We start from the raw sequence: 18,008 nt of genomic DNA, 5'->3' as shown, positions 1-18,008 counted from the left end.
AGGCCCAATTGTGTAATATATTCACAATATATGCCTTGTTTTGCGCAACTTTGACGTATTAACCTATTCAACACAACCATGTCAAGAGGTCTCATTATTGGTATTGTTATAGCACTTGTTTTTGTTGTATTCGGATGTAGCTCCTACAACGGCTTGGTCGATAAAGATGTTCGGGTTGATCAAGCCTGGGCTAATGTACAAACTCAGTATCAACGGCGGGCAGATCTGATTCCTAATTTGGTAAACACCGTGAAAGGGGCGGCTAACTTCGAGAAAAGCACATTGGAGTCAGTCGTTAAAGCACGGGCCAGCGCTACGGGTATCAACCTGAATGCGGATCAGCTAACGCCCGAAAATATTCAGCGTTTTCAGCAGGCACAAGATCAGTTAAGTGGTGCCCTGTCGCGCCTGTTGGTGACAGTCGAGAAATACCCAGACCTGAAAGCAACCCAAAATTTCCAGGAATTGCAATCCCAGCTTGAAGGAACGGAAAACCGGATTACGGTAGCGCGTAATGATTTCAACGGAGCCGCAACGGAGTATAACCGTTCCGTTCGTTCGTTCCCGAACAATATTTTTGCTGGTGTTTTTGGTTTCCAGCGTCGGGGTCTTTTCGAAGCGTCTCAGGCAGCTCAATCGGCCCCATCGGTACAGTTTTAATCCTAGAAAGCCATACGAGAAGCGCTAAGGCTTTTTGTATGGCTTCTTATTCTTTCTTACGCTATGTCGGCCATCAACTTATTTTCGCCAGAGCAGCAAAAACAGATTGTTGCAGCCATTCAGGAAGCTGAGGGCCATACATCGGGCGAGGTCCGGGTGCATCTGGAAGCAAAATGTGCGGAGTCGAATGTGTTAGACCGTGCCGTACAGGTTTTTTACCAACTGGAAATGGATAAAACGGCCCAGCAAAACGGTGTCCTTTTTTATCTGGCGACGGAAGATCATAAGTTTGCCATTTTGGGCGACAAGGGCATAAATCAGGTTGTTCCAAAGGATTTTTGGGAGTCAACCAAGGAGTTAATGCGTACCCATTTCCGCCGCGGACAGTTTACAGAAGGATTGTGCCAGGGCATCGAACAGGCCGGGCAACAGTTAAAACAGTATTTTCCTCGTGCAAACGATGATAAAAATGAGCTTTCTGACGAATTATCTTTTTAAATGACAAACACACCTCTGACCATACGCCTGTTTTCGCTTTTGCGCAGCGCTTTGCTCTTGCTTTTTCTGCTGGTTCAAGTGGGCGCATTTGGACAGGATATACCAGAAGGAATTCCGCCCCGCCCTAATCCGCCTCGTTTGGTCAATGACCTGGTGGGCATTCTAAAGCCCAACGAACGGGAGCAACTAGAGCAAAAATTACGCGCTTACAACGACTCAACCTCTACTCAGATCGTTGTTCTGATTGTTAAAACAACAGAACCCTACCCTATTGGAGACTTTAGCTTTCAGGTTGGACGCGCCTGGGGCGTGGGTCAACAAGGGAAAAATAACGGCCTTATTTTAACCTGGAATCCACAAGCTCGCAAGGTCTTTATTGCTACAGGCTACGGACTTGAAGGGGCCATACCAGACGCCATTGCCAAGCGGATTGTTAGCCAGATCATCACGCCGCACTTTAAAAAGGAAGAGTGGTATGCAGGTTTAAATGAGGGGACTAACGAAATTATTCGCCGTGCTACGGGCGAGTATCAATCAGAGGAGTCTGGTGACAGCGAAGGCTACGGCATTTTTGCTATGCTCCTTATTCTGTTTATCATCCTCATTGTTATCGCCTGGATTGGACGCAACCGGGGTGGCGGCGGCAATCGTTCGCGCGGTGGTGGCGGCTTTTTCCCTTTCCCTTACACGACATTCTCTGGCTGGGGCGGTTCCTCAGGCAACTGGGGCGGTGGCGGTGGCGGAGGCGGTGGAAGCTTCGGCGGGTTCGGTGGCGGTAGTTTTGGAGGCGGTGGTGCTGGTGGGGACTATTAGTCCCTGGCACTTATCTAATTTTTCCTTCGATCAGGAATGGTTTTTTCTCCAACCAAGCTAGTTGCTGGTATCCTTCGACGTGGTATTTGCTAACCGTTCCTTCTTTGGTTTGTAACCATACCATTCGCTTGGATTCGTAGAGAGAATTTTTTGTCGCCAGAATAGCTTCAATTCGTATGGGTTGGCGGTTCACAGAATCGAGCGAAATTTTCAGGTAGCCAACGGGAAGCTTTTCGCCTTCTTTAAGCTGGTATTCGTAGGTAAGTGAATCAGGACGGGTCACCCGATAACTAGCCTGATAGGCCTGTTTATTGATATCGGCTTGCAGAAACAAATCCAGTTCGCGGGTCCAATCAATTTCGTTGGTCGTTTGCAAATCGCGTCCGCCGGCCAGACCAATCTGCTTCTCTACGGTTGGTTTTTTCTTGTTTAAAACCGCGATCTGTTTTTCGATGTATGATTTGAGATCATAAAACTGACCGCTTGTCGCTTCTTTAGTGGGGTTGGTGCAGGCTGTCAGACTTAGAAGCAGCAAGAAGAATACGTGTTTCATAGGGCAAAAAATTTCCCCCAACCAGTTGGTCGGGGGAGGTACGGTCTATGATGGCCGAACATGAACTTTCGCGAAAAAGTTTATTTACGCTACAATCAGGCTTTCTCCATTCATATCGGCTGGCTGGGGAATACCCATCAAAGCCAGAATTGTTGGTGCAATATCGGCTAGTTTGCCACTTTTCATCTTGGGATGTAGGGTATCATCCACCAGAATACAAGGCACTAAATTGGTCGTATGCGCGGTGTTCGGTGTACCGTCTTCGTTAAGCATGTAATCGGCGTTCCCGTGATCAGCAATGATTATGGTTGTATATCCGTGCTTCAGGGCGGTCGTAACGACAGCTTCGGCGCACTGATCAACCGTTTCAACGGCCTTAATAACCGCTTCAAAAACGCCGGTATGACCGACCATATCGGGATTGGCAAAGTTAAGGCAAACAAAATCAACGTCTTCTCGCTCCAGCTCTGGAATAATGGCATTCTGGATGTCCCGTGCTGCCATTTCGGGCTTTTCGTCGTACGTTTTTACATCCTTAGGCGATGGGCATAACAGGCGCTTCTCACCGTCAAAAACCTGCTCTCGCCCTCCCGAAAAGAAAAAGGTAACGTGGGGGTATTTTTCCGTTTCAGCAATGCGAATCTGCTTTCTACCCGCTTTAGCCACAACCTCTCCCAACGTATTAGTCAAATTGTCCTTATCAAAGATCACCTTTACGTCACTAAAATCATTGTCGTAATTCGTCATGGTGACGTAATAGAGCTTTAGCTTATGCATGCCCTGCTCTGGATAATCCTGCTGCGTCAGTGCCATTGTAATTTCACGGCCCCGGTCGGTACGGAAGTTGTAACACAGCACCACATCGCCTTCGCTAATTGTAGCAAGAGCTGTGCCTGCTTCGTCGGTAACTACGATTGGCTTAATAAACTCATCCGTTAAGCCTTCTTCATACGAGCGTTGAATAGTTGGCAACAATTCATCGGCCTTAACGGTGGTTCCTATGCCATTCACCATTACATCGTATGCCATTTTAACGCGTTCCCATCGGTTATCCCGATCCATGGCATAAAAGCGCCCAATCACACTGGCGATTTTCCCTGTAGTCGTGTTCAGGTGTTCCTGCAAGTCAGTCAGGTAGCCTAAACCGCCTTTAGGATCGGTATCACGGCCATCCATAAAGGCATGGATGTATACATCCGATAAACCTTCAGCAGCGGCAATGGAACAAAGTCCTTTCAAATGGTTGATGTGTGAGTGAACACCACCATCTGAAACCAGACCAATAAAATGAATTTTTTTACCGTTGGTTTTGGCGTAATTCAGGGCATCAGACAGTACAGCCTCTTTTTCGAGCGTATGCTCCTCAACAGCTTTGTTAACTTTTACCAAATCCTGATAGACAACCCGTCCGGCTCCCAGATTCATATGGCCGACCTCTGAATTACCCATTTGTCCCGCTGGTAAGCCTACGGCTAATCCTGACGCTTCCAGCGTACTATTGGAATACTTCGTATATAACGAGTCGATAAAGGGCGTTTTAGCCTTGGCAATGGCTGACACTTCCGGCTTGGTAGCGATACCCCAGCCGTCCAGAATCATTAGAATGACTTTCTTATCCATAGTTTTCCTCAGTGCCAACCGCTTGTAAACAAGTTAGCCAGCTATCATTTTGTTTGTTAAAGCCCATCGAAGCATACCATCGATCAGCAGAACTCGCCGCAAAGTTATACTGCTATCTGTCAAAAGGAAAACCAATTTGAGACCATAATTGTGAAAATCCACGAACATTTAGCCTGAAAAATGGTAATGTTAATACTGACACCAAGCTAATTGAGGCACACGCATATGGAAGATGAAAATCAGGAATACGAGAAGCACCTCGATTCATTGTATAAAACGGTAAGCCAGGTCCAGCACAATTGTGCCAATGACGAGCGGACTGAAAAGCTTCAGAGCGTTATCGGCATGGTTTACAGCATCCTTCTCATTGAAGGGCCACATAATCTGGATGAAGTATTGCGGGTTAATTATCCCAATTACTACGATGATGGAGAAATTCCGTTGTTAGGCTACGGCGAAACGGATAACTAATCTATTGCTGCGTACCACCCGCCACTAGATTATGTTGATCCACGATGTAATTTAGTAGGTTATTGCAACACCGGTAAGCAATCTGATAGACTTGCTCGAAGACATTAGCCTCCTCGTAATAAGGATCGGGTACGTTTGTGCCCCCTTGTTCAGGATCGTCAACCAGGGGATCGAATTCGCGCAGTAAAAATGTGTTTTCTTCGCTGTAAAATCCGGTACTGCGGTGGCTGGCGTATTGAATGGCATCGTAATTAGCTTCATCCATCGCAACCAGGTAGGTAAACTGCACAAAATCTTCCCCGCTTAATCGGCGGGCACGGTGCGTTAGTGTAATTCCGTGCTTAAGGGCATTTTCTCGAGTGCGGCGGTCGGGTAAATCCCCGACGTGATAGGAAGCAGTTCCCGCCGAATCACATTCAATCTGGCCGTCTAATCCCCGCTCCTCCACCAATTGCCGAAAAACGCCTTCTGCCAGGGGTGAGCGGCAAATGTTTCCCAGGCATAAGAACAGAACAGTAATCATAAGCAATCATTCAAACCCGAAAGAAATCAAGCGGCTGGCTGCACAATCGCCCGTTCTTTATTTCTCAATCGGTTCATTGTTCTCATTAACCAGCACATAGACTTCCTCCCCGTTCTTTTTCATTAAGTAGTTTTCGCGGGCGAATTTTTCCTGAGAGCGAGCGCTTCCAAAAATTTCTTTCCGTTGTTGCTGTATTTTGGCAATTTCTTCCTCGTAATAAAGCCGGTCGGTTTCTAATTCGCGGAGCTTCCACCAATTCCGAAACTGGGTGCCTAAGTCGTTGGTGTCAAAACCAAGCATCCAAGCAAACAAAATAACACCGGTTACTACGTAGAAATTTTTGCTGAGACGGATAAGCTTTTGAACGAACATAGACGTATAAATTAACCGTGAGCGGCAGAAAACCGCTCACGGTACGTACTATTAATTACATCTTGATTCCCGGGAAATAAGCAACATCGCCCAGTTCTTCTTCAATACGAAGCAATTGGTTGTACTTCGCCATCCGGTCTGAACGTGAAGCCGATCCTGTTTTGATCTGACCCGTGTTAAGCGCAACGGCCAAATCAGCGATGGTCGCATCTTCCGTCTCACCAGAGCGGTGCGACATGATGTTTTTGTATGAATTCCGTCTAGCCAGATTAACCGTGTCAATCGTTTCGCTCAATGAACCAATCTGGTTTACTTTTACCAGAACGGCATTGGCGATACCCTGCTCGATACCTTGTTGCAGACGAGTTACGTTGGTTACGAACAAGTCATCACCAACCAATTGGGTTTTCTTGCCAACCAGATCGGTAACTTCTTTCCAGCCATTCCAGTCATCTTCGGCCATACCGTCTTCAATTGAAATGATTGGGTATTTCTCCACCCATTCCTTCCAGTAGTTGGCCATTTCGGAGGAGCTCAATTTATCGCCCGTCGATTTCTTGAAGTGGTACGTTCCAGAAGCGGCATCGTAGAATTCAGAAGCAGCCGCATCCATAGCCACGTAAATGTCCTGGCCCGGACGATAACCCGCTTTCTCGATAGCTTGCAGAATGATCTCGATAGCCTCGACGTTCGAAGGAATATTTGGTGCAAAACCACCTTCGTCGCCCACGTTCGTAGACATCCCTTTGCTTTTCAACACTTTTTTCAGTGAATGGAAAACTTCCGTTCCCCAACGCAGGGCTTCCGAGAAGGTTGGTGCGCCTACTGGCATAACCATAAATTCCTGAAAATCGATGGAGTTATCTGCGTGGCTACCGCCATTCAGAATGTTCATCATTGGAACAGGCAGGGTGTTGGCACTAACACCACCAATGTAGCGGTACAAAGGCAAACCAGCCTCCTGAGCCGCCGCTTTGGCAATAGCCAGCGATACACCTAAGATAGCATTCGCTCCCAGACGGCCTTTGTTTGACGTTCCATCCAGATCAATCATGATCCGGTCAATCACATTCTGATCATATACAGATAAACCTACCAGCTCTGGATAGATCAGTTCGTTTACGTTCTGAACGGCTTTTAACACACCCTTACCGACATAACGTTTCGGATCATCGTCGCGAAGCTCAACAGCTTCGTGTGAGCCCGTTGAGGCGCCCGATGGAACCGCAGCCCGGCCTACAAAGCCATTTTCTGTGCGTACATCTACTTCAACGGTTGGGTTACCTCTTGAATCCAGAATCTGTCTGGCATGAATAGTCTGAATGATACTCATTGTGACTGAAGGGGATTGTTTTGTTTCAGTGAAATAATGAAATTCAGGCCACAACGTTAAAGATATTGCGATCTTGCTATTGCGCCGAAATGATTACCAATGCTTGGCGATAAGCCAATTTTGGCCGTACAAAGTAACGGATTTTTCGCGATTGTGCGGAACTGTATGTGTAAATTGCGTATTACCAATAAAAGACTAACTCCATGCGCTATAAGTCGGTTTTCACTTTTCTGGCTTTATTGACCAGTATTAGTGGGTTTGCTCAGAAACCTGTTCTCTTGACAGCTGATCGTTCTGATTCTTTGCTTCGGGCTCAACCGAACATTCAAGTGCTGGATGTTCGGACTGCCGGCGAATATGCCAATGGCCATTTGACAAACTCCCGCAATCTCGATATCCGCGATTCTACGTTTGCCCAAAAACTTAAAGAGCTTGATCCTAACAAACCCGTTTTGGTCTATTGCCTTTCCGGTGGACGCAGCGCGAAAGCCTCAACTATATTAGCTAACCAGGGATTTAAGCAAGTATATGACATGCAAGGTGGGTTCGTTCAGTGGACCGCTGGTAAGCGCGCTATAGAAGGCGGTAAGACTAATCCAAAGGGCGCCCTCTCGATGGAAGAGTTCAAGAAGCTTACGAAGTCTACCAAGCCAGTTTTGGTTGATTTTTACGCCAAATGGTGCGCTCCCTGCCAGCAAATGCTTCCGATGATCGATCGCCTGAAAAAAGAGCTAGCCGATAAAGTAACCATTGTTACCATCGATTATGATCAGAATCGCTCTTTAGCGCAACAATTAGGCGTTGACGAAATACCTACTTTTCTCCTTTATAAGGACGAGAAAATTCAGTGGCGCGGTCTTGGAACCGTTCAGGAAGAAACCTTTAAGGAAAAAATTAGGAGTCACCAATAAGCTTTAGCTCTATATTGGATTGACTCAATGGCTTTTGAATTATTCTATAGAAACCATAAAAAAGTCCGTACCAGCTGGTACGGACTTTTTTGTATTATTTCGTTTCCTTAATTAAATCAGTAAACTGATCGAACAAATACCGCGAATCATGCGGTCCTGGTGAAGCTTCCGGGTGATATTGAACCGAAAAGGCCGGCTTATCTTTCCGTCTGATTCCTTCGATAGTTTTATCATTTAGGTTTACGTGCGTCAACTCAACGTCTGGATGTTCCATAACTTCTTCTGCACGCACCGCAAAACCATGATTTTGTGATGTCACTTCGCACCGACCTGTGATTAGGTTTTTTACTGGATGGTTCAATCCACGGTGCCCGTTATGCATTTTGTACGTTGATAATCCGCTAGCTAGCGACAGAATTTGATGCCCCAGGCAGATTCCAAATAGGGCTTTTTCTGTTTCAAGCGCCTGTTTAACTGTTTCTACCGCATAAGGCATTGCCGCCGGGTCACCGGGACCGTTCGATATAAAATAGCCATCTGGATTCCAGGCAGCAATTTCCTCAAATGGCGTTTTTGCGGGAAATACCCGGCACTGTGCACCCCGGTCAGTCAGGTTACTCAGGATACTTTTTTTGACGCCCAGGTCAAGAACAGCTACTCTAAATTCGGCGTTTGTACTATCTAGATCATAGATCAGCTTTGAACAAACTTCCGAAGACAGCTCTAAACCTTCCATATCTGGAACAGCCTTCAACTGGTCTAAGAGTAAACCAGCGTCCAAAATTTCAGATGAGATGATGCAATTCATCACCCCTTTATTCCGGATGTGGCGCACAATTTGCCGCGTATCTACTCCACTAATTCCAACAATATTTGCTCGCTCAAAATATGCCTGTAACGATGTATCGGCAGTATAACGTGAGTGAATTTGAGAAAAAGAATTGCAAACCATACCGCTAATCTTCACCCCATTGGATTCCTCTTCGTCCTGAAATTGGACTCCATAGTTTCCAATGTGCGATGTGGTGTTAACGATAACTTGTCCGAAATACGACGGATCAGTATAAATCTCCTGATACCCTGTCATACCCGTATTGAAGCAAATCTCGCCTCCCGCTGTACCAATTTTACCCAGCGCTAACCCTTTGAAAACGGTACCATCTTCAAGTACCAGCAATGCTTCTTGTTGTTGTGAACGCTTCTGCATCAGCTTTATTTAAACTTAAAATATTAGCTATGAGACATGAGATTTGTCTTTTTAGTTCTTTTCTCTCGTCCCTTTTAACTTTTATTTAATTACAGTTCAAAAAAAAGGGCTAAACCGTACGGTCAGCCCTTTTTCTTATGTGATTTTGGAATCATCTATTCTTTCGGCGCTTCCGCTTCGTCAGTTGATTCCGTTTTCGTTTCTGGAGCAGCTTCTACTGCTGGTGCTTCGGTAGTTGAAGCGGCAACTGGTGCTGCCTCAGCAGTAGCGTCAGCCTTACGGCCACCACGACGGCTACGACGTGTACGCGTTGCTTTTTCTTCAGTAGCCGCCAGAAGCGTCTCGTTGAAGTCTACTAGCTCGATGATGCATTTCTGCGCATTATCACCAAGACGAACGCCCAATTTAATGATGCGTGTATAACCGCCCGGACGAGTAGAGATTTTGTCTGCTACTGTGTTGAACAATTCTTTCATCGTCTCTTTGTTATTCAGATACGAGAAAAGAACGCGGCGGTTTTGGTAAGTATCTTCTTTTGCACGCGTCAAGAGCGGCTCTACGTATTTACGCAGTTCGCGGGCTTTCGGCACTGTCGTTTCGATCCGCTTGTGCAGAATCAGCGAGGACGCCAAGTTTGACAGCAAGGCCTGTCGGTGCGAGTAAGTCCTGCCCAGGTGGTTATCTTTTTTACCGTGTCTCATGGATGTTAACTATTGCGGCCAGATCTTGTGCGTCGCTTCACAGCCTGCACAAACGGCCAGGTATTTTAGTCCTCGTCTAATCTGTATTTACCAATATCCATGCCGAAGGTTAGACCCTTTTCGGCAACTAGTTGTTCTAACTCCGTTAATGATTTTTTACCGAAGTTACGGAATTTCATCATGTCTGAAATCTCCAGTCTAACCAGATCGCCTAGTGTTTTAACATCAGCGGACTTCAAACAGTTGTATGCGCGTACCGACAAGTCCAGATCTGCTAGCGGTGTTTTCAGAAGTTTGCGCATGTGCAGCATTTCTTCATCAACAACATTATCTTCTTCTGGTTTGGCAGTCTCAAAGGTCATTGTCTGGTCTGAGAACAGCATGAAATGCTGAATCAGAATATGGGCAGCACCTTTCAAAGCCTCTTCTGGGTGAATTGATCCATCAGTCTCAATATCCAGGAGCAGTTTTTCGTAGTCTGTTTTTTGTTCTACCCGCGTATTTTCAACGCTGTAACGAACGTTTTTGATTGGCGTATAAATAGCATCAATCGGAATATGTCCGAAAGGAAGCTCGTTTGCGCGAGGCTCATCAGCAGGAACATATCCGCGGCCTTTCTCAACGATAATTTCCATTTCAAACTCACGGGTATCGTCGATATGGCAGATTTCCAGTTCTGGATTCAACACTTCAAACGAAGCCGAGAATTTAGAAATATCGCCTGCTTTAAGAACCGGTTGATTTTTAACCGTAACGGTAATTTTGTTGTCGACCATTTCCGAAATTTTCTTAAAACGAACCATTTTTAGGTTCAGAATAATTTCAGTAACATCTTCAACAACGCCTTCTATAGACGAGAACTCGTGCAAAACGCCGGGGAACCGTACGCTAGTAATTGCGTAGCCCTCCAACGAAGAAAGCAGAATTCTCCGCAATGCATTCCCGATTGTCACGCCATAGCCCTTTTCGAGCGGCTTGAACTCAAACAACCCGTGAAAGTCGTCAGCTCTTTCCATGACAACTTTGTCGGGCATTTGGAACGCTAGTATTGACATACGAGTTCGTAGTTTGGTGTTAGGCGGCTTGGAACCGCTGTTGATATATAAAATCGTTGTGCATCAATAAATTGACACAATAATCGTCCGATAAATCCTTTTTTGAAAGGATTTATTGGACGCCAACGATTACTTGGAGTATAATTCGACGATTAACTGCTCGTTCACATTTTCCGGAATCTGATCGCGTTCTGGAAACGCGGTAAACGTGCCAACCAATTGCTGGTTGTCCCAATCTAACCAATTATAGCGCTTGTTGCCACGTCCTGATAGGCTATCTGAAATAGCTTCCAGTGACTTTGACTTTTCGCGTACACCAATTAATTGACCAGGCTTCAATGAATAGGAAGGGATGTTCACTACTTCACCATCAACAATGATGTGTTTGTGAGAAACAAGCTGGCGGGCAGACCGGCGAGTTGGCGCTAGGCCTAAACGGTAAACCGTGTTGTCCAGACGGGCTTCGCACAATTTCAGCAGGTTTTCACCTGTGATACCTTCTTTAATAGTAGCGCGGTGAAATAGACTACGGAACTGGCGTTCCAAAATTCCGTAGATATATTTTACTTTTTGTTTTTCCTGTAACTGAACTGCATATTCTGATTGCTTCCGCTTGCGGCCGCGACCATGCATACCAGGTCCGTATGCTTTCTTTTGCAGGGCTTTGCTGGGGCCGAGGATTGGCTCGCCAAATTTACGGGAGATTTTGGCCTTGGGGCCTGTATATCTTGCCATTTTACTGTTAACTTAATGAATAAAACTTGAACGATGAACAGATACAACTCAATGTCACCTGCTCGTTATTCATCCTACTGTTGCCAACTATACGTTAGCAAAGCGAACGTTGTATTAAACACGACGACGCTTAGGTGGCCGGCAACCATTGTGTGGCAGCGGCGTAATGTCTTTGATTGATGTTACCTCAATTCCTGAGTTTTGGATTGTCCGGATGGCAGATTCACGACCTGCACCAGGGCCTTTCACAAAAACTTCTGCTTTACGCATACCAGCTTCGTGAGCTACGGCAGCGCAGTTTTGGGCAGCAGTTTGAGCAGCGTACGGCGTGTTTTTCTTTGAGCCTTTAAAGCCCATTTTACCTGCCGATGCCCAAGAAATTACTTGTCCTGAACTGTTAGTTACTGAGATAATGATGTTATTGAACGTAGCCTTGATGTGTACTTGGCCTACTTGTTCAACAACTACAATCCGCTTTTTCGCTTTATCCTTGCGTTTTGCTTGAGCCATTTTTTTGAGAGTTTACAGCTTCCAGTGCTTAGCAGGCAGCAGTATGAGGGTAACTGCCTACTACATCCTGCTTACTGTTCACTTATTACTTAGTCGCTTTTTTCTTATTGGCAACTGTCTTCCGTTTCCCTTTCCGTGTCCGGGAGTTGTTTTTAGTATGCTGACCACGAACTGGCAAGCCTTTCCGGTGACGAAGTCCACGGTAACATCCAATATCCATCAAACGTTTGATATTAAGCTGAACCTCTGATTTCAGAGCACCTTCAACTTTATATTCATTCGTAATGATGTTACGGATTGCCGTTGTTTCATCATCATTCCATTCGCTGACCTTTTTATCAACGCTGATTCCTGCTTGTTCCAGGATTTTCGTAGCCGTACTACGACCGATACCGAAGATGTAGGTCAATGCAATTTCACCACGCTTCCGATCGGGAATATCAACACCTGCAATACGTGCCATATCCTTAAATTAACCTTGTCTTTGTTTGTACCGAGGATTCTTTTTGTTAATAACGTAAAGTTTGCCTTTGCGGCGGATCACTTTACATTCAGCACTGCGCTTTTTGATTGACGCTTTGACTTTCATGGTCTTGCTCCGTTGCGGTTTAAAGTTAGAACCTTAACCCTTATTTATACCGATAAACAATTCTTGCCTTTGTCAGGTCATACGGAGACATTTCAAGCTTCACCCGGTCACCCGGTAGAATCTTTATATAGTTCATCCGCATTTTACCAGAAATGTGAGCCACTACTTCATGCTTGTTTTCCAGTTGTACCCGGAACATCGCATTAGAAAGTGCTTCTACTATTGTACCGTCTTGCTCGATGGAATTCTGTTTTGCCATACTATGCCTTACACTATCGTAGCCTCATTAGTTCCCACCATGAGAGTCGTATTAGCTGTTACTTCCTCAATGTATTGGAACGTAGTTAGGATTTCTGCTTGTCCTTTCCGTATCGCTACGGTATGTTCGAAGTGTGCAGAAGGTTTGCGATCAGCGGTACGGATTGTCCAGCCATCACGCTCCTGAACAATATTTTTCTTACCAAGATTAATCATCGGTTCAATAGCGATGACCATTCCTTCTTTAAGCTTTGCTCCTTGGCCTCGTTTTCCATAATTTGGAACCTCTGGACCTTCATGTAGATTCTTACCAACTCCATGACCGACCAGCTCCCGAACAACGGTATAACCAAATTGCTCAACATAACTTTGAACGGTGTAACCGATATCTCCTACTCTACCTCCTTCAACTGCTTTACCAATACCAGCATATAAAGACTGTTTTGTACGAGTTAGTAAATCACGGACTTCTAATGCAATTTCACCTACAGGATAAGTATATGCACTGTCACTATGATAACCGTTCAATTTCACTCCGCAATCAATAGAGATAATATCTCCTTCTTTCAATTCGTACTTGCCTGGTATTCCATGAACAACTGTTTCATTGACTGAAATACAAAGCGAAGCTGGAAAACCATTATACCCCTTAAAAGAAGGAATCCCTCCGTGATCACGGATGAATTCCTCAGCTGTGCGATCTAATTCTTTCGTTGTAACGCCGGGCTGAATTCGTTTTGCAACTTCAGCATGCGCTTTACCCAGAACTTGAGCGCTTATTTTAATGAGTTCGATTTCCTGGTCGGACTTCAGATAAATCATTTCTTATGCAGTAACGCTTTCTGCGCGGCCCTGTACACGTCCTGACTTCATCAACCCTTCATACCGACGCATCAAGAGATAACTTTCAATTTGCTGTAAGGTATCAAGAACAACCCCAACCATAATCAGCAAAGAAGTACCTCCAAAAAACGTTGAGAAGTTTCTTGTCATTCCTAACAATACTCCGATCGATGGTAAAATAGCAACTACTGCTAACAAAACAGCACCCGGTAATGTAATTCGATCGAGCACTTGACCAATGTACTCAGAAGTCATAAACCCAGGTTTAACACCCGGAATAAAACCTCCGCTACGCTTCATATCATCTGCAATCTGGTTTGGATTAACCGAAATTGCCGTATAGAAAAACGTAAAGACAATGATCAGGAAGCCGAAAAGTACATTATATTGCCAAGTAGTATAATCTGAGAAAACAGTAACTACTGAACCAGCAAAATCACTTTTTTCAGCGAACAGACCTCCTACTAAAGAGGGAACGAACATCAGTGCCTGAGCAAAAATAATTGGCATTACACCCGCAGCATTAAGCTTAAGCGGTAAGTACTGGCGTTGGCCACCTACAACTTTGTTACCAACGATTTGCTTAGCATATTGAATCGGAATCCGGCGAACAGCTTGCGTTAGAACAACTGCACCCATTACCACAAAGAACAATGCAACGATTTCTAATACAAAGATCAGCAACTGGCCTGTTCCCCGTGACTGGGCTTCTCCAAGAAGTGCACCTGGAAAACGAGATACAATACCAATCATGATTAGCATTGAAATACCGTTTCCAATTCCTTTGTCCGTGATCCGCTCACCTAACCACATACAGAAAATCGTACCTGCCGTTAAAATGAATACAGATACTAATTTAAAAGTAACGGGGTTAATTAGAATGGCTTCGTTTGGAATCGTAGTTGTCAAATACGTGGTAGCCTGAACTGCGGTTACCGCAATTGTCAGAACACGTGTAATCTGATTTAAGCGCTTCCGGCCCGATTCGCCTTCCTTCTGCATTTTCTGGAAGTAAGGCAAAGCCAGCGTTAACAACTGAATCGCAATGGACGCCGAGATATACGGCATAATCCCCAGCGCAAAAATCGACGCCTTACTAAAGGCACCACCTAGGAATGTATCAAGCAAACCTAATAACCCTTGAGGAGTTAGATTCAATTGGCTTGGATCAACACCAGGCAATACAATTTGAGAACCCAATCTGAAAACGGTCAGGAACAGCAGGGTGTTCAAGATACGCGTTCTCAACTCCTCAATGGAAAAAATGTGCTGAAGGGTCGTGATAAATCGTTTCATCTGCTTCTTATTGCTTCTTGGATCTCCTCAGACTAAAAGCCAAAGGAACTAGTTATCCAAAGATACGACTTTTTGCGCTGTTTACCTAAATGACGCTTACAGCTTTACGGCTTTACCACCAGCCTTCTCGATAGCCTCAACAGCCTTCTCAGAGAAAGCATCCGCTGAAACTTCGATTGCAGCACTTAATTCACCGCGGCTCAAGATTTTAACCTTGTCATTTTTACCAATTAAACCATTTTCTAGAAGAAGATCACGGTTTATGGTTGTTGCATTTGTTTTGCTTATCAATTCCTGAAGTGTATCCAAGTTGATAGGCTTGTACTCAACGCGATTAGGATTGTTGAAGCCGAACTTAGGTACCCGACGCTGTAATGGCATCTGACCACCTTCAAAGTTCTTTTTCGCACTGTAACCCGAACGAGACTGAGCACCTTTGTGACCACGGGTAGATGTTCCACCCATACCCGACCCTGTACCACGGCCAACCCGTTTGTTTACACGGACAGAGCCTGGTGCTGGTTTCAGAGAGCTTAAGTTCATGGTATTATTAGATTTCTTCGATCTTCACCAAATGTTGTACCTTGCGGATAATTCCGGCTACTGCGTCGTTGTATTCCAACTCAACGCTTCGATTGATCTTACCCAGACCTAGCGATTTAATCGCAAGTTTCTGTGTTTGTGGCCGATCAATCGTACTGCGAACCTGTGTGATTTTAACCCGTGCCATTCTTTTTTTTGCTTAGCCGTTAAAAACCTTACTCAGGGCAACACCACGCTGTGAAGCAACTTGATACGGAGCCCGCATCTTCAACAGAGCATCAATAGTTGCCTTCACCACGTTATGTGGATTTGACGAGCCTTTCGACTTCGCCAATACATCTCTGATCCCGGCGCTTTCCAATACAGCACGCATTGCACCACCGGCAATTACTCCTGTACCTGGAGAAGCTGGCTTCAGAAGAACGAAGCCTCCGCTAAACTTGCCTTCCATTTCGTGAGGCACAGTGTGCTTCAGAAGGGGAACTTGAACAAGATTTTTCTTAGCGTCTTCAATTCCTTTAGCAATGGCGTCTGTTACTTCGTTAGCTTTTCCCAGACCGTAGCCGACTACACCGTTGCCGTCGCCAACTACCACGATTGCCGCGAAACTGAACCGGCGACCACCTTTCACTACTTTCGCAACGCGATTGATAGCGACGACTTTTTCCTTCAGTTCCGACTCGTTTACCTTAGCAGGTCTTGTATTCGTTACCATGTTCTTTGCTTAGAATTGAAGGCCTCCTTCACGAGCGCCATCAGCCAGTGCTTTTACCTTACCGTGATACAAATAACCATTCCGGTCAAAAACAACGGCACTTACGCCAGCTGCTGTTGCTTTTTCAGCCAATTTCTGGCCTACTTGCTTCGCAATCTCTACGTTAACACCTTTTTTATCTTTGCCATTGATTTCAACGGATGAAGCGGCAGTTAATGTCTGCCCCTTTACGTCGTCAATAATCTGTGCATAAATACGTGTATTCGAACGGAATACGGATAATCTTGGTCTCTCGGTTGTACCGGAGACCTTTCTCCGAATTGAATGCTTAATTCGCAGTCTTCTGCTTGTTTTTGTGACAGCCATTTTCGCCTGTGCTTATTATATGGTTCACCAATTACTTCTTGGAAGAAGACTTACCTGCCTTACGGCGGACAACTTCACCAACGAAACGGATACCTTTACCTTTGTAAGGCTCAACTTTCCGCAACGACCGAATCTTAGCAGCTACATCACCGATGAGTTGTTTATCGATCCCTTCCAGAATTACTTTAGGATTTTGCCCTTTTTCCGTTACTGTTGTAACTTTAATTTCAGCCGGAATGGCAACATATACATCGTGAGAATAGCCCAACGTCAATTGCAAAATATTGTTCGTTGCAACTGCTTTGTAACCAACCCCAATGATTTCCAGATCAATCCGGTAACCTGTGCTAACACCAGTTACCATATTATTGACCAAAGCACGATATAATCCGTGCATAGCCTTATGCCGTTTCTGATCACTTGGGCGAACTACTTTTAGTTCACCGTCAGTGATTTCAACTTTAATGTCAGAACTGATTGCCTGCGACAGGCTACCTTTAGGGCCTTTTACGGTAACAACATTACCATTTTCAACCTCTACAGATACCTTTTCCGGCAGTGCAATTACTTTATTACCTACGCGTGACATGGTTTCAGATTAGTATACGTAACACAATACCTCACCGCCTACATTCAGCGTACGGGCTTCTTTATCCGACATAACGCCTTTTGACGTTGACAGGATCGCGATGCCAAGTCCGTTCAGTACGCGTGGCAGCTCTTCGTGGCCCCGGTACTGGCGTAAGCCTGGCTTGCTGATACGCTGCAAGTCGACAATGGCCGGCTGCTTCGTCACCGGATTATATTTGAGGGCGATTTTGATTGTACCTTGAGGCCCTACTTCATCAAACTTATAGTTTTGAATAAAGCCTTTATCGTACAATACTTTCGTTATCTCCTTCTTTATATTAGAAGCAGGGATTTCTACAACCCGGTGCTTGGCACGGATTGCATTTCTGATGCGAGTCAGATAATCTGCTATTGGATCAGTATTCATTTTGTCCTGATTATTAGCTGCAAACCGCATCGACCGACCGCCCCTTCTAGACTCGGCCTCAAATTGGCTTGCAAAATTACGGAATCGTTTTTAGAATCGCAACGGTGAATCGCACGAAACGTCGAACCGTACGAGCGCGCTAGCGCTATAGTTTATATTACCAGCTCGATTTCGTTACACCTGGGATACGACCCGCAGAAGCCATTTCGCGGAAAGTTACCCGAGAGATTCCGAACTTCCGCATGTAACCACGCGGACGACCTGTTAGCTTACAACGATTGTGGACGCGTACCGGCGATGCATTGCGCGGCAGTTTGTCTAATCCGGCATAATCGCCGGCAGCTTTCAGCGCTGCACGCTTGGCGGCATATTTCGCTACCAGATGCTCCCGCTTACGTTCTCTTGCTTTGATTGATTCTTTTGCCATGTTTCTATGTCC

27 protein-coding genes are annotated in these 18,008 nt (G+C 45.3%); 5 read left to right on the top strand and 22 right to left on the bottom strand.

Going from position 1 to position 18,008, the window contains the following annotated elements:
• The first annotated feature begins 78 nt into the window (after positions 1-78).
• The 3 genes from L0Y31_RS07245 to L0Y31_RS07235 all read left to right on the top strand — a co-directional run bounded on the left by L0Y31_RS07245 (position 79) and on the right by L0Y31_RS07235 (position 1,971).
• Positions 79-660 carry a LemA family protein gene (locus tag L0Y31_RS07245; RefSeq protein ID WP_234736449.1) on the top strand — a complete coding sequence of 194 codons (582 nt, stop codon included), beginning with the start codon at positions 79-81 and terminating at the stop codon, positions 658-660.
• A gap of 63 nt (positions 661-723) precedes the next feature.
• A complete protein-coding gene (locus L0Y31_RS07240; protein WP_234736448.1) occupies positions 724-1,158 on the top strand; it encodes a TPM domain-containing protein in 435 nt (144 codons plus the stop codon).
• The gene (locus L0Y31_RS07235; RefSeq protein ID WP_234736447.1) at positions 1,159-1,971 is read left to right on the top strand and encodes a TPM domain-containing protein; all 813 of its coding nucleotides are present in this window, start codon (positions 1,159-1,161) and stop codon (positions 1,969-1,971) included. It abuts the gene before it with no gap.
• 10 nt (positions 1,972-1,981) lie between these two features.
• On the opposite strand, the gene L0Y31_RS07230 is transcribed toward L0Y31_RS07235, so the two are convergent.
• Positions 1,982-2,524 (bottom strand): hypothetical protein, encoded by a 543-nt coding sequence (locus L0Y31_RS07230; protein ID WP_234736446.1) that lies wholly within the window; start codon positions 2,522-2,524, stop codon positions 1,982-1,984.
• Positions 2,525-2,608: 84 nt separating this feature from the next.
• Positions 2,609-4,144, bottom strand: coding sequence for a 2,3-bisphosphoglycerate-independent phosphoglycerate mutase (gene gpmI / locus L0Y31_RS07225; protein ID WP_234736445.1), 1,536 nt, complete (start codon positions 4,142-4,144; stop codon positions 2,609-2,611).
• A 225-nt stretch (positions 4,145-4,369) separates the two neighbouring features.
• On the opposite strand from gpmI, the gene L0Y31_RS07220 reads away from it, so the two are divergent.
• Complete coding sequence (locus L0Y31_RS07220) at positions 4,370-4,615, top strand: hypothetical protein (RefSeq protein ID WP_234736444.1); 246 nt, start codon at positions 4,370-4,372, stop codon at positions 4,613-4,615.
• Between the two features lies 1 nt (position 4,616).
• On the opposite strand, the gene L0Y31_RS07215 is transcribed toward L0Y31_RS07220, so the two are convergent.
• Genes L0Y31_RS07215 through eno form a run of 3 tightly spaced genes read right to left on the bottom strand, consistent with a single transcriptional unit; the run spans position 4,617 to position 6,843 of the window.
• Entirely contained in the window at positions 4,617-5,138 is a 522-nt protein-coding gene (locus L0Y31_RS07215) for a low molecular weight protein-tyrosine-phosphatase (protein ID WP_234736443.1), read from the bottom strand.
• A gap of 57 nt (positions 5,139-5,195) precedes the next feature.
• Positions 5,196-5,510, bottom strand: coding sequence for a septum formation initiator family protein (locus tag L0Y31_RS07210; protein WP_234736442.1), 315 nt, complete (start codon positions 5,508-5,510; stop codon positions 5,196-5,198).
• Between the two features lie 55 nt (positions 5,511-5,565).
• On the bottom strand, positions 5,566-6,843 hold the full coding sequence (gene eno / locus L0Y31_RS07205; RefSeq protein WP_234736441.1) for a phosphopyruvate hydratase: 1,278 nt from the start codon (positions 6,841-6,843) through the stop codon (positions 5,566-5,568).
• Between the two features lie 203 nt (positions 6,844-7,046).
• Between eno and L0Y31_RS07200 the strand changes: the two genes are divergently transcribed.
• The gene (locus L0Y31_RS07200) at positions 7,047-7,754 is read left to right on the top strand and encodes a thioredoxin domain-containing protein (protein ID WP_234736440.1); all 708 of its coding nucleotides are present in this window, start codon (positions 7,047-7,049) and stop codon (positions 7,752-7,754) included.
• Positions 7,755-7,848: 94 nt separating this feature from the next.
• Here L0Y31_RS07200 and carA read toward each other — a convergent pair whose 3' ends face one another.
• The 17 genes from carA to rpsN form a co-directional block, all read right to left on the bottom strand.
• Complete coding sequence (gene carA / locus L0Y31_RS07195) at positions 7,849-8,961, bottom strand: glutamine-hydrolyzing carbamoyl-phosphate synthase small subunit (RefSeq protein WP_234736439.1); 1,113 nt, start codon at positions 8,959-8,961, stop codon at positions 7,849-7,851.
• 155 nt (positions 8,962-9,116) lie between these two features.
• A complete protein-coding gene (gene rplQ, locus L0Y31_RS07190; protein ID WP_234736438.1) occupies positions 9,117-9,662 on the bottom strand; it encodes a 50S ribosomal protein L17 in 546 nt (181 codons plus the stop codon).
• Positions 9,663-9,727: 65 nt separating this feature from the next.
• Positions 9,728-10,717 (bottom strand): DNA-directed RNA polymerase subunit alpha, encoded by a 990-nt coding sequence (locus L0Y31_RS07185; protein WP_234736437.1) that lies wholly within the window; start codon positions 10,715-10,717, stop codon positions 9,728-9,730.
• A gap of 129 nt (positions 10,718-10,846) precedes the next feature.
• Complete coding sequence (rpsD, locus tag L0Y31_RS07180) at positions 10,847-11,452, bottom strand: 30S ribosomal protein S4 (RefSeq protein ID WP_234736436.1); 606 nt, start codon at positions 11,450-11,452, stop codon at positions 10,847-10,849.
• A gap of 114 nt (positions 11,453-11,566) precedes the next feature.
• Positions 11,567-11,962: a 30S ribosomal protein S11 gene (gene rpsK / locus L0Y31_RS07175; protein ID WP_234736435.1), complete on the bottom strand. Its 396-nt coding sequence runs from the start codon at positions 11,960-11,962 to the stop codon at positions 11,567-11,569.
• A gap of 85 nt (positions 11,963-12,047) precedes the next feature.
• Positions 12,048-12,425, bottom strand: a complete 378-nt coding sequence (gene rpsM, locus L0Y31_RS07170; protein ID WP_234736434.1) for a 30S ribosomal protein S13 — start codon at positions 12,423-12,425, stop codon at positions 12,048-12,050.
• Between the two features lie 9 nt (positions 12,426-12,434).
• Positions 12,435-12,551: a 50S ribosomal protein L36 gene (gene rpmJ, locus L0Y31_RS07165; RefSeq protein WP_038119933.1), complete on the bottom strand. Its 117-nt coding sequence runs from the start codon at positions 12,549-12,551 to the stop codon at positions 12,435-12,437.
• 40 nt (positions 12,552-12,591) lie between these two features.
• Positions 12,592-12,810 (bottom strand): translation initiation factor IF-1, encoded by a 219-nt coding sequence (gene infA / locus L0Y31_RS07160; protein ID WP_234736433.1) that lies wholly within the window; start codon positions 12,808-12,810, stop codon positions 12,592-12,594.
• Between the two features lie 8 nt (positions 12,811-12,818).
• The gene (gene map / locus L0Y31_RS07155; protein ID WP_234736432.1) at positions 12,819-13,631 is read right to left on the bottom strand and encodes a type I methionyl aminopeptidase; all 813 of its coding nucleotides are present in this window, start codon (positions 13,629-13,631) and stop codon (positions 12,819-12,821) included.
• 3 nt (positions 13,632-13,634) lie between these two features.
• Entirely contained in the window at positions 13,635-14,948 is a 1,314-nt protein-coding gene (gene secY / locus L0Y31_RS07150) for a preprotein translocase subunit SecY (protein WP_234736431.1), read from the bottom strand.
• Between the two features lie 96 nt (positions 14,949-15,044).
• Positions 15,045-15,491: a 50S ribosomal protein L15 gene (rplO, locus tag L0Y31_RS07145; protein ID WP_234736430.1), complete on the bottom strand. Its 447-nt coding sequence runs from the start codon at positions 15,489-15,491 to the stop codon at positions 15,045-15,047.
• A 7-nt stretch (positions 15,492-15,498) separates the two neighbouring features.
• Positions 15,499-15,678 (bottom strand): 50S ribosomal protein L30, encoded by a 180-nt coding sequence (gene rpmD / locus L0Y31_RS07140; protein ID WP_234736429.1) that lies wholly within the window; start codon positions 15,676-15,678, stop codon positions 15,499-15,501.
• A 12-nt stretch (positions 15,679-15,690) separates the two neighbouring features.
• On the bottom strand, positions 15,691-16,206 hold the full coding sequence (gene rpsE / locus L0Y31_RS07135; RefSeq protein WP_234736428.1) for a 30S ribosomal protein S5: 516 nt from the start codon (positions 16,204-16,206) through the stop codon (positions 15,691-15,693).
• A 9-nt stretch (positions 16,207-16,215) separates the two neighbouring features.
• The gene (gene rplR / locus L0Y31_RS07130) at positions 16,216-16,572 is read right to left on the bottom strand and encodes a 50S ribosomal protein L18 (RefSeq protein ID WP_234736427.1); all 357 of its coding nucleotides are present in this window, start codon (positions 16,570-16,572) and stop codon (positions 16,216-16,218) included.
• A 31-nt stretch (positions 16,573-16,603) separates the two neighbouring features.
• Positions 16,604-17,161 carry a 50S ribosomal protein L6 gene (rplF, locus tag L0Y31_RS07125; protein ID WP_234736426.1) on the bottom strand — a complete coding sequence of 186 codons (558 nt, stop codon included), beginning with the start codon at positions 17,159-17,161 and terminating at the stop codon, positions 16,604-16,606.
• A gap of 9 nt (positions 17,162-17,170) precedes the next feature.
• Positions 17,171-17,569 carry a 30S ribosomal protein S8 gene (rpsH, locus tag L0Y31_RS07120; protein WP_234736425.1) on the bottom strand — a complete coding sequence of 133 codons (399 nt, stop codon included), beginning with the start codon at positions 17,567-17,569 and terminating at the stop codon, positions 17,171-17,173.
• A gap of 157 nt (positions 17,570-17,726) precedes the next feature.
• Positions 17,727-17,996: a 30S ribosomal protein S14 gene (gene rpsN, locus L0Y31_RS07115; protein ID WP_234736424.1), complete on the bottom strand. Its 270-nt coding sequence runs from the start codon at positions 17,994-17,996 to the stop codon at positions 17,727-17,729.
• Between the last annotated feature and the right edge of the window lie 12 nt (positions 17,997-18,008).

The organism is Tellurirhabdus bombi, assembly GCF_021484805.1.
In the GTDB taxonomy this organism is placed as follows: Bacteria; Bacteroidota; Bacteroidia; order Cytophagales; family Spirosomataceae; genus Tellurirhabdus; species Tellurirhabdus bombi.
The sequence above is the reverse complement of the archived record's forward strand: the minus strand, read 5'-3'. Positions and strand labels throughout refer to the sequence as shown.

Bases quoted from the DNA above. Each gene is read 5' to 3' on its own strand.
- rplO (WP_234736430.1), bottom strand. From the start codon at position 15,491: ATGAACTTAAGCTCTCTGAAACCAGCACCAGGCTCTGTCCGTGTAAAC.
- secY (WP_234736431.1), bottom strand. From the start codon at position 14,948: ATGAAACGATTTATCACGACCCTTCAGCACATTTTTTCCATTGAGGAG.
- L0Y31_RS07245 (WP_234736449.1), top strand. From the start codon at position 79: ATGTCAAGAGGTCTCATTATTGGTATTGTTATAGCACTTGTTTTTGTT.
- rpsE (WP_234736428.1), bottom strand. From the start codon at position 16,206: ATGGTAACGAATACAAGACCTGCTAAGGTAAACGAGTCGGAACTGAAG.
- rplQ (WP_234736438.1), bottom strand. From the start codon at position 9,662: ATGAGACACGGTAAAAAAGATAACCACCTGGGCAGGACTTACTCGCAC.
- rplF (WP_234736426.1), bottom strand. From the start codon at position 17,161: ATGTCACGCGTAGGTAATAAAGTAATTGCACTGCCGGAAAAGGTATCT.
- L0Y31_RS07185 (WP_234736437.1), bottom strand. From the start codon at position 10,717: ATGTCAATACTAGCGTTCCAAATGCCCGACAAAGTTGTCATGGAAAGA.
- eno (WP_234736441.1), bottom strand. From the start codon at position 6,843: ATGAGTATCATTCAGACTATTCATGCCAGACAGATTCTGGATTCAAGA.
- rpsN (WP_234736424.1), bottom strand. From the start codon at position 17,996: ATGGCAAAAGAATCAATCAAAGCAAGAGAACGTAAGCGGGAGCATCTG.
- L0Y31_RS07220 (WP_234736444.1), top strand. From the start codon at position 4,370: ATGGAAGATGAAAATCAGGAATACGAGAAGCACCTCGATTCATTGTAT.
- L0Y31_RS07215 (WP_234736443.1), bottom strand. From the start codon at position 5,138: ATGATTACTGTTCTGTTCTTATGCCTGGGAAACATTTGCCGCTCACCC.
- L0Y31_RS07200 (WP_234736440.1), top strand. From the start codon at position 7,047: ATGCGCTATAAGTCGGTTTTCACTTTTCTGGCTTTATTGACCAGTATT.
- rpsK (WP_234736435.1), bottom strand. From the start codon at position 11,962: ATGGCTCAAGCAAAACGCAAGGATAAAGCGAAAAAGCGGATTGTAGTT.
- carA (WP_234736439.1), bottom strand. From the start codon at position 8,961: ATGCAGAAGCGTTCACAACAACAAGAAGCATTGCTGGTACTTGAAGAT.
- L0Y31_RS07235 (WP_234736447.1), top strand. From the start codon at position 1,159: ATGACAAACACACCTCTGACCATACGCCTGTTTTCGCTTTTGCGCAGC.
- rpsH (WP_234736425.1), bottom strand. From the start codon at position 17,569: ATGAATACTGATCCAATAGCAGATTATCTGACTCGCATCAGAAATGCA.
- rpsD (WP_234736436.1), bottom strand. From the start codon at position 11,452: ATGGCAAGATATACAGGCCCCAAGGCCAAAATCTCCCGTAAATTTGGC.
- rpmJ (WP_038119933.1), bottom strand. From the start codon at position 12,551: ATGAAAGTCAAAGCGTCAATCAAAAAGCGCAGTGCTGAATGTAAAGTG.
- L0Y31_RS07240 (WP_234736448.1), top strand. From the start codon at position 724: ATGTCGGCCATCAACTTATTTTCGCCAGAGCAGCAAAAACAGATTGTT.
- L0Y31_RS07230 (WP_234736446.1), bottom strand. From the start codon at position 2,524: ATGAAACACGTATTCTTCTTGCTGCTTCTAAGTCTGACAGCCTGCACC.
- infA (WP_234736433.1), bottom strand. From the start codon at position 12,810: ATGGCAAAACAGAATTCCATCGAGCAAGACGGTACAATAGTAGAAGCA.
- map (WP_234736432.1), bottom strand. From the start codon at position 13,631: ATGATTTATCTGAAGTCCGACCAGGAAATCGAACTCATTAAAATAAGC.
- gpmI (WP_234736445.1), bottom strand. From the start codon at position 4,144: ATGGATAAGAAAGTCATTCTAATGATTCTGGACGGCTGGGGTATCGCT.
- rpmD (WP_234736429.1), bottom strand. From the start codon at position 15,678: ATGGCACGGGTTAAAATCACACAGGTTCGCAGTACGATTGATCGGCCA.
- rpsM (WP_234736434.1), bottom strand. From the start codon at position 12,425: ATGGCACGTATTGCAGGTGTTGATATTCCCGATCGGAAGCGTGGTGAA.
- rplR (WP_234736427.1), bottom strand. From the start codon at position 16,572: ATGGCTGTCACAAAAACAAGCAGAAGACTGCGAATTAAGCATTCAATT.
- L0Y31_RS07210 (WP_234736442.1), bottom strand. From the start codon at position 5,510: ATGTTCGTTCAAAAGCTTATCCGTCTCAGCAAAAATTTCTACGTAGTA.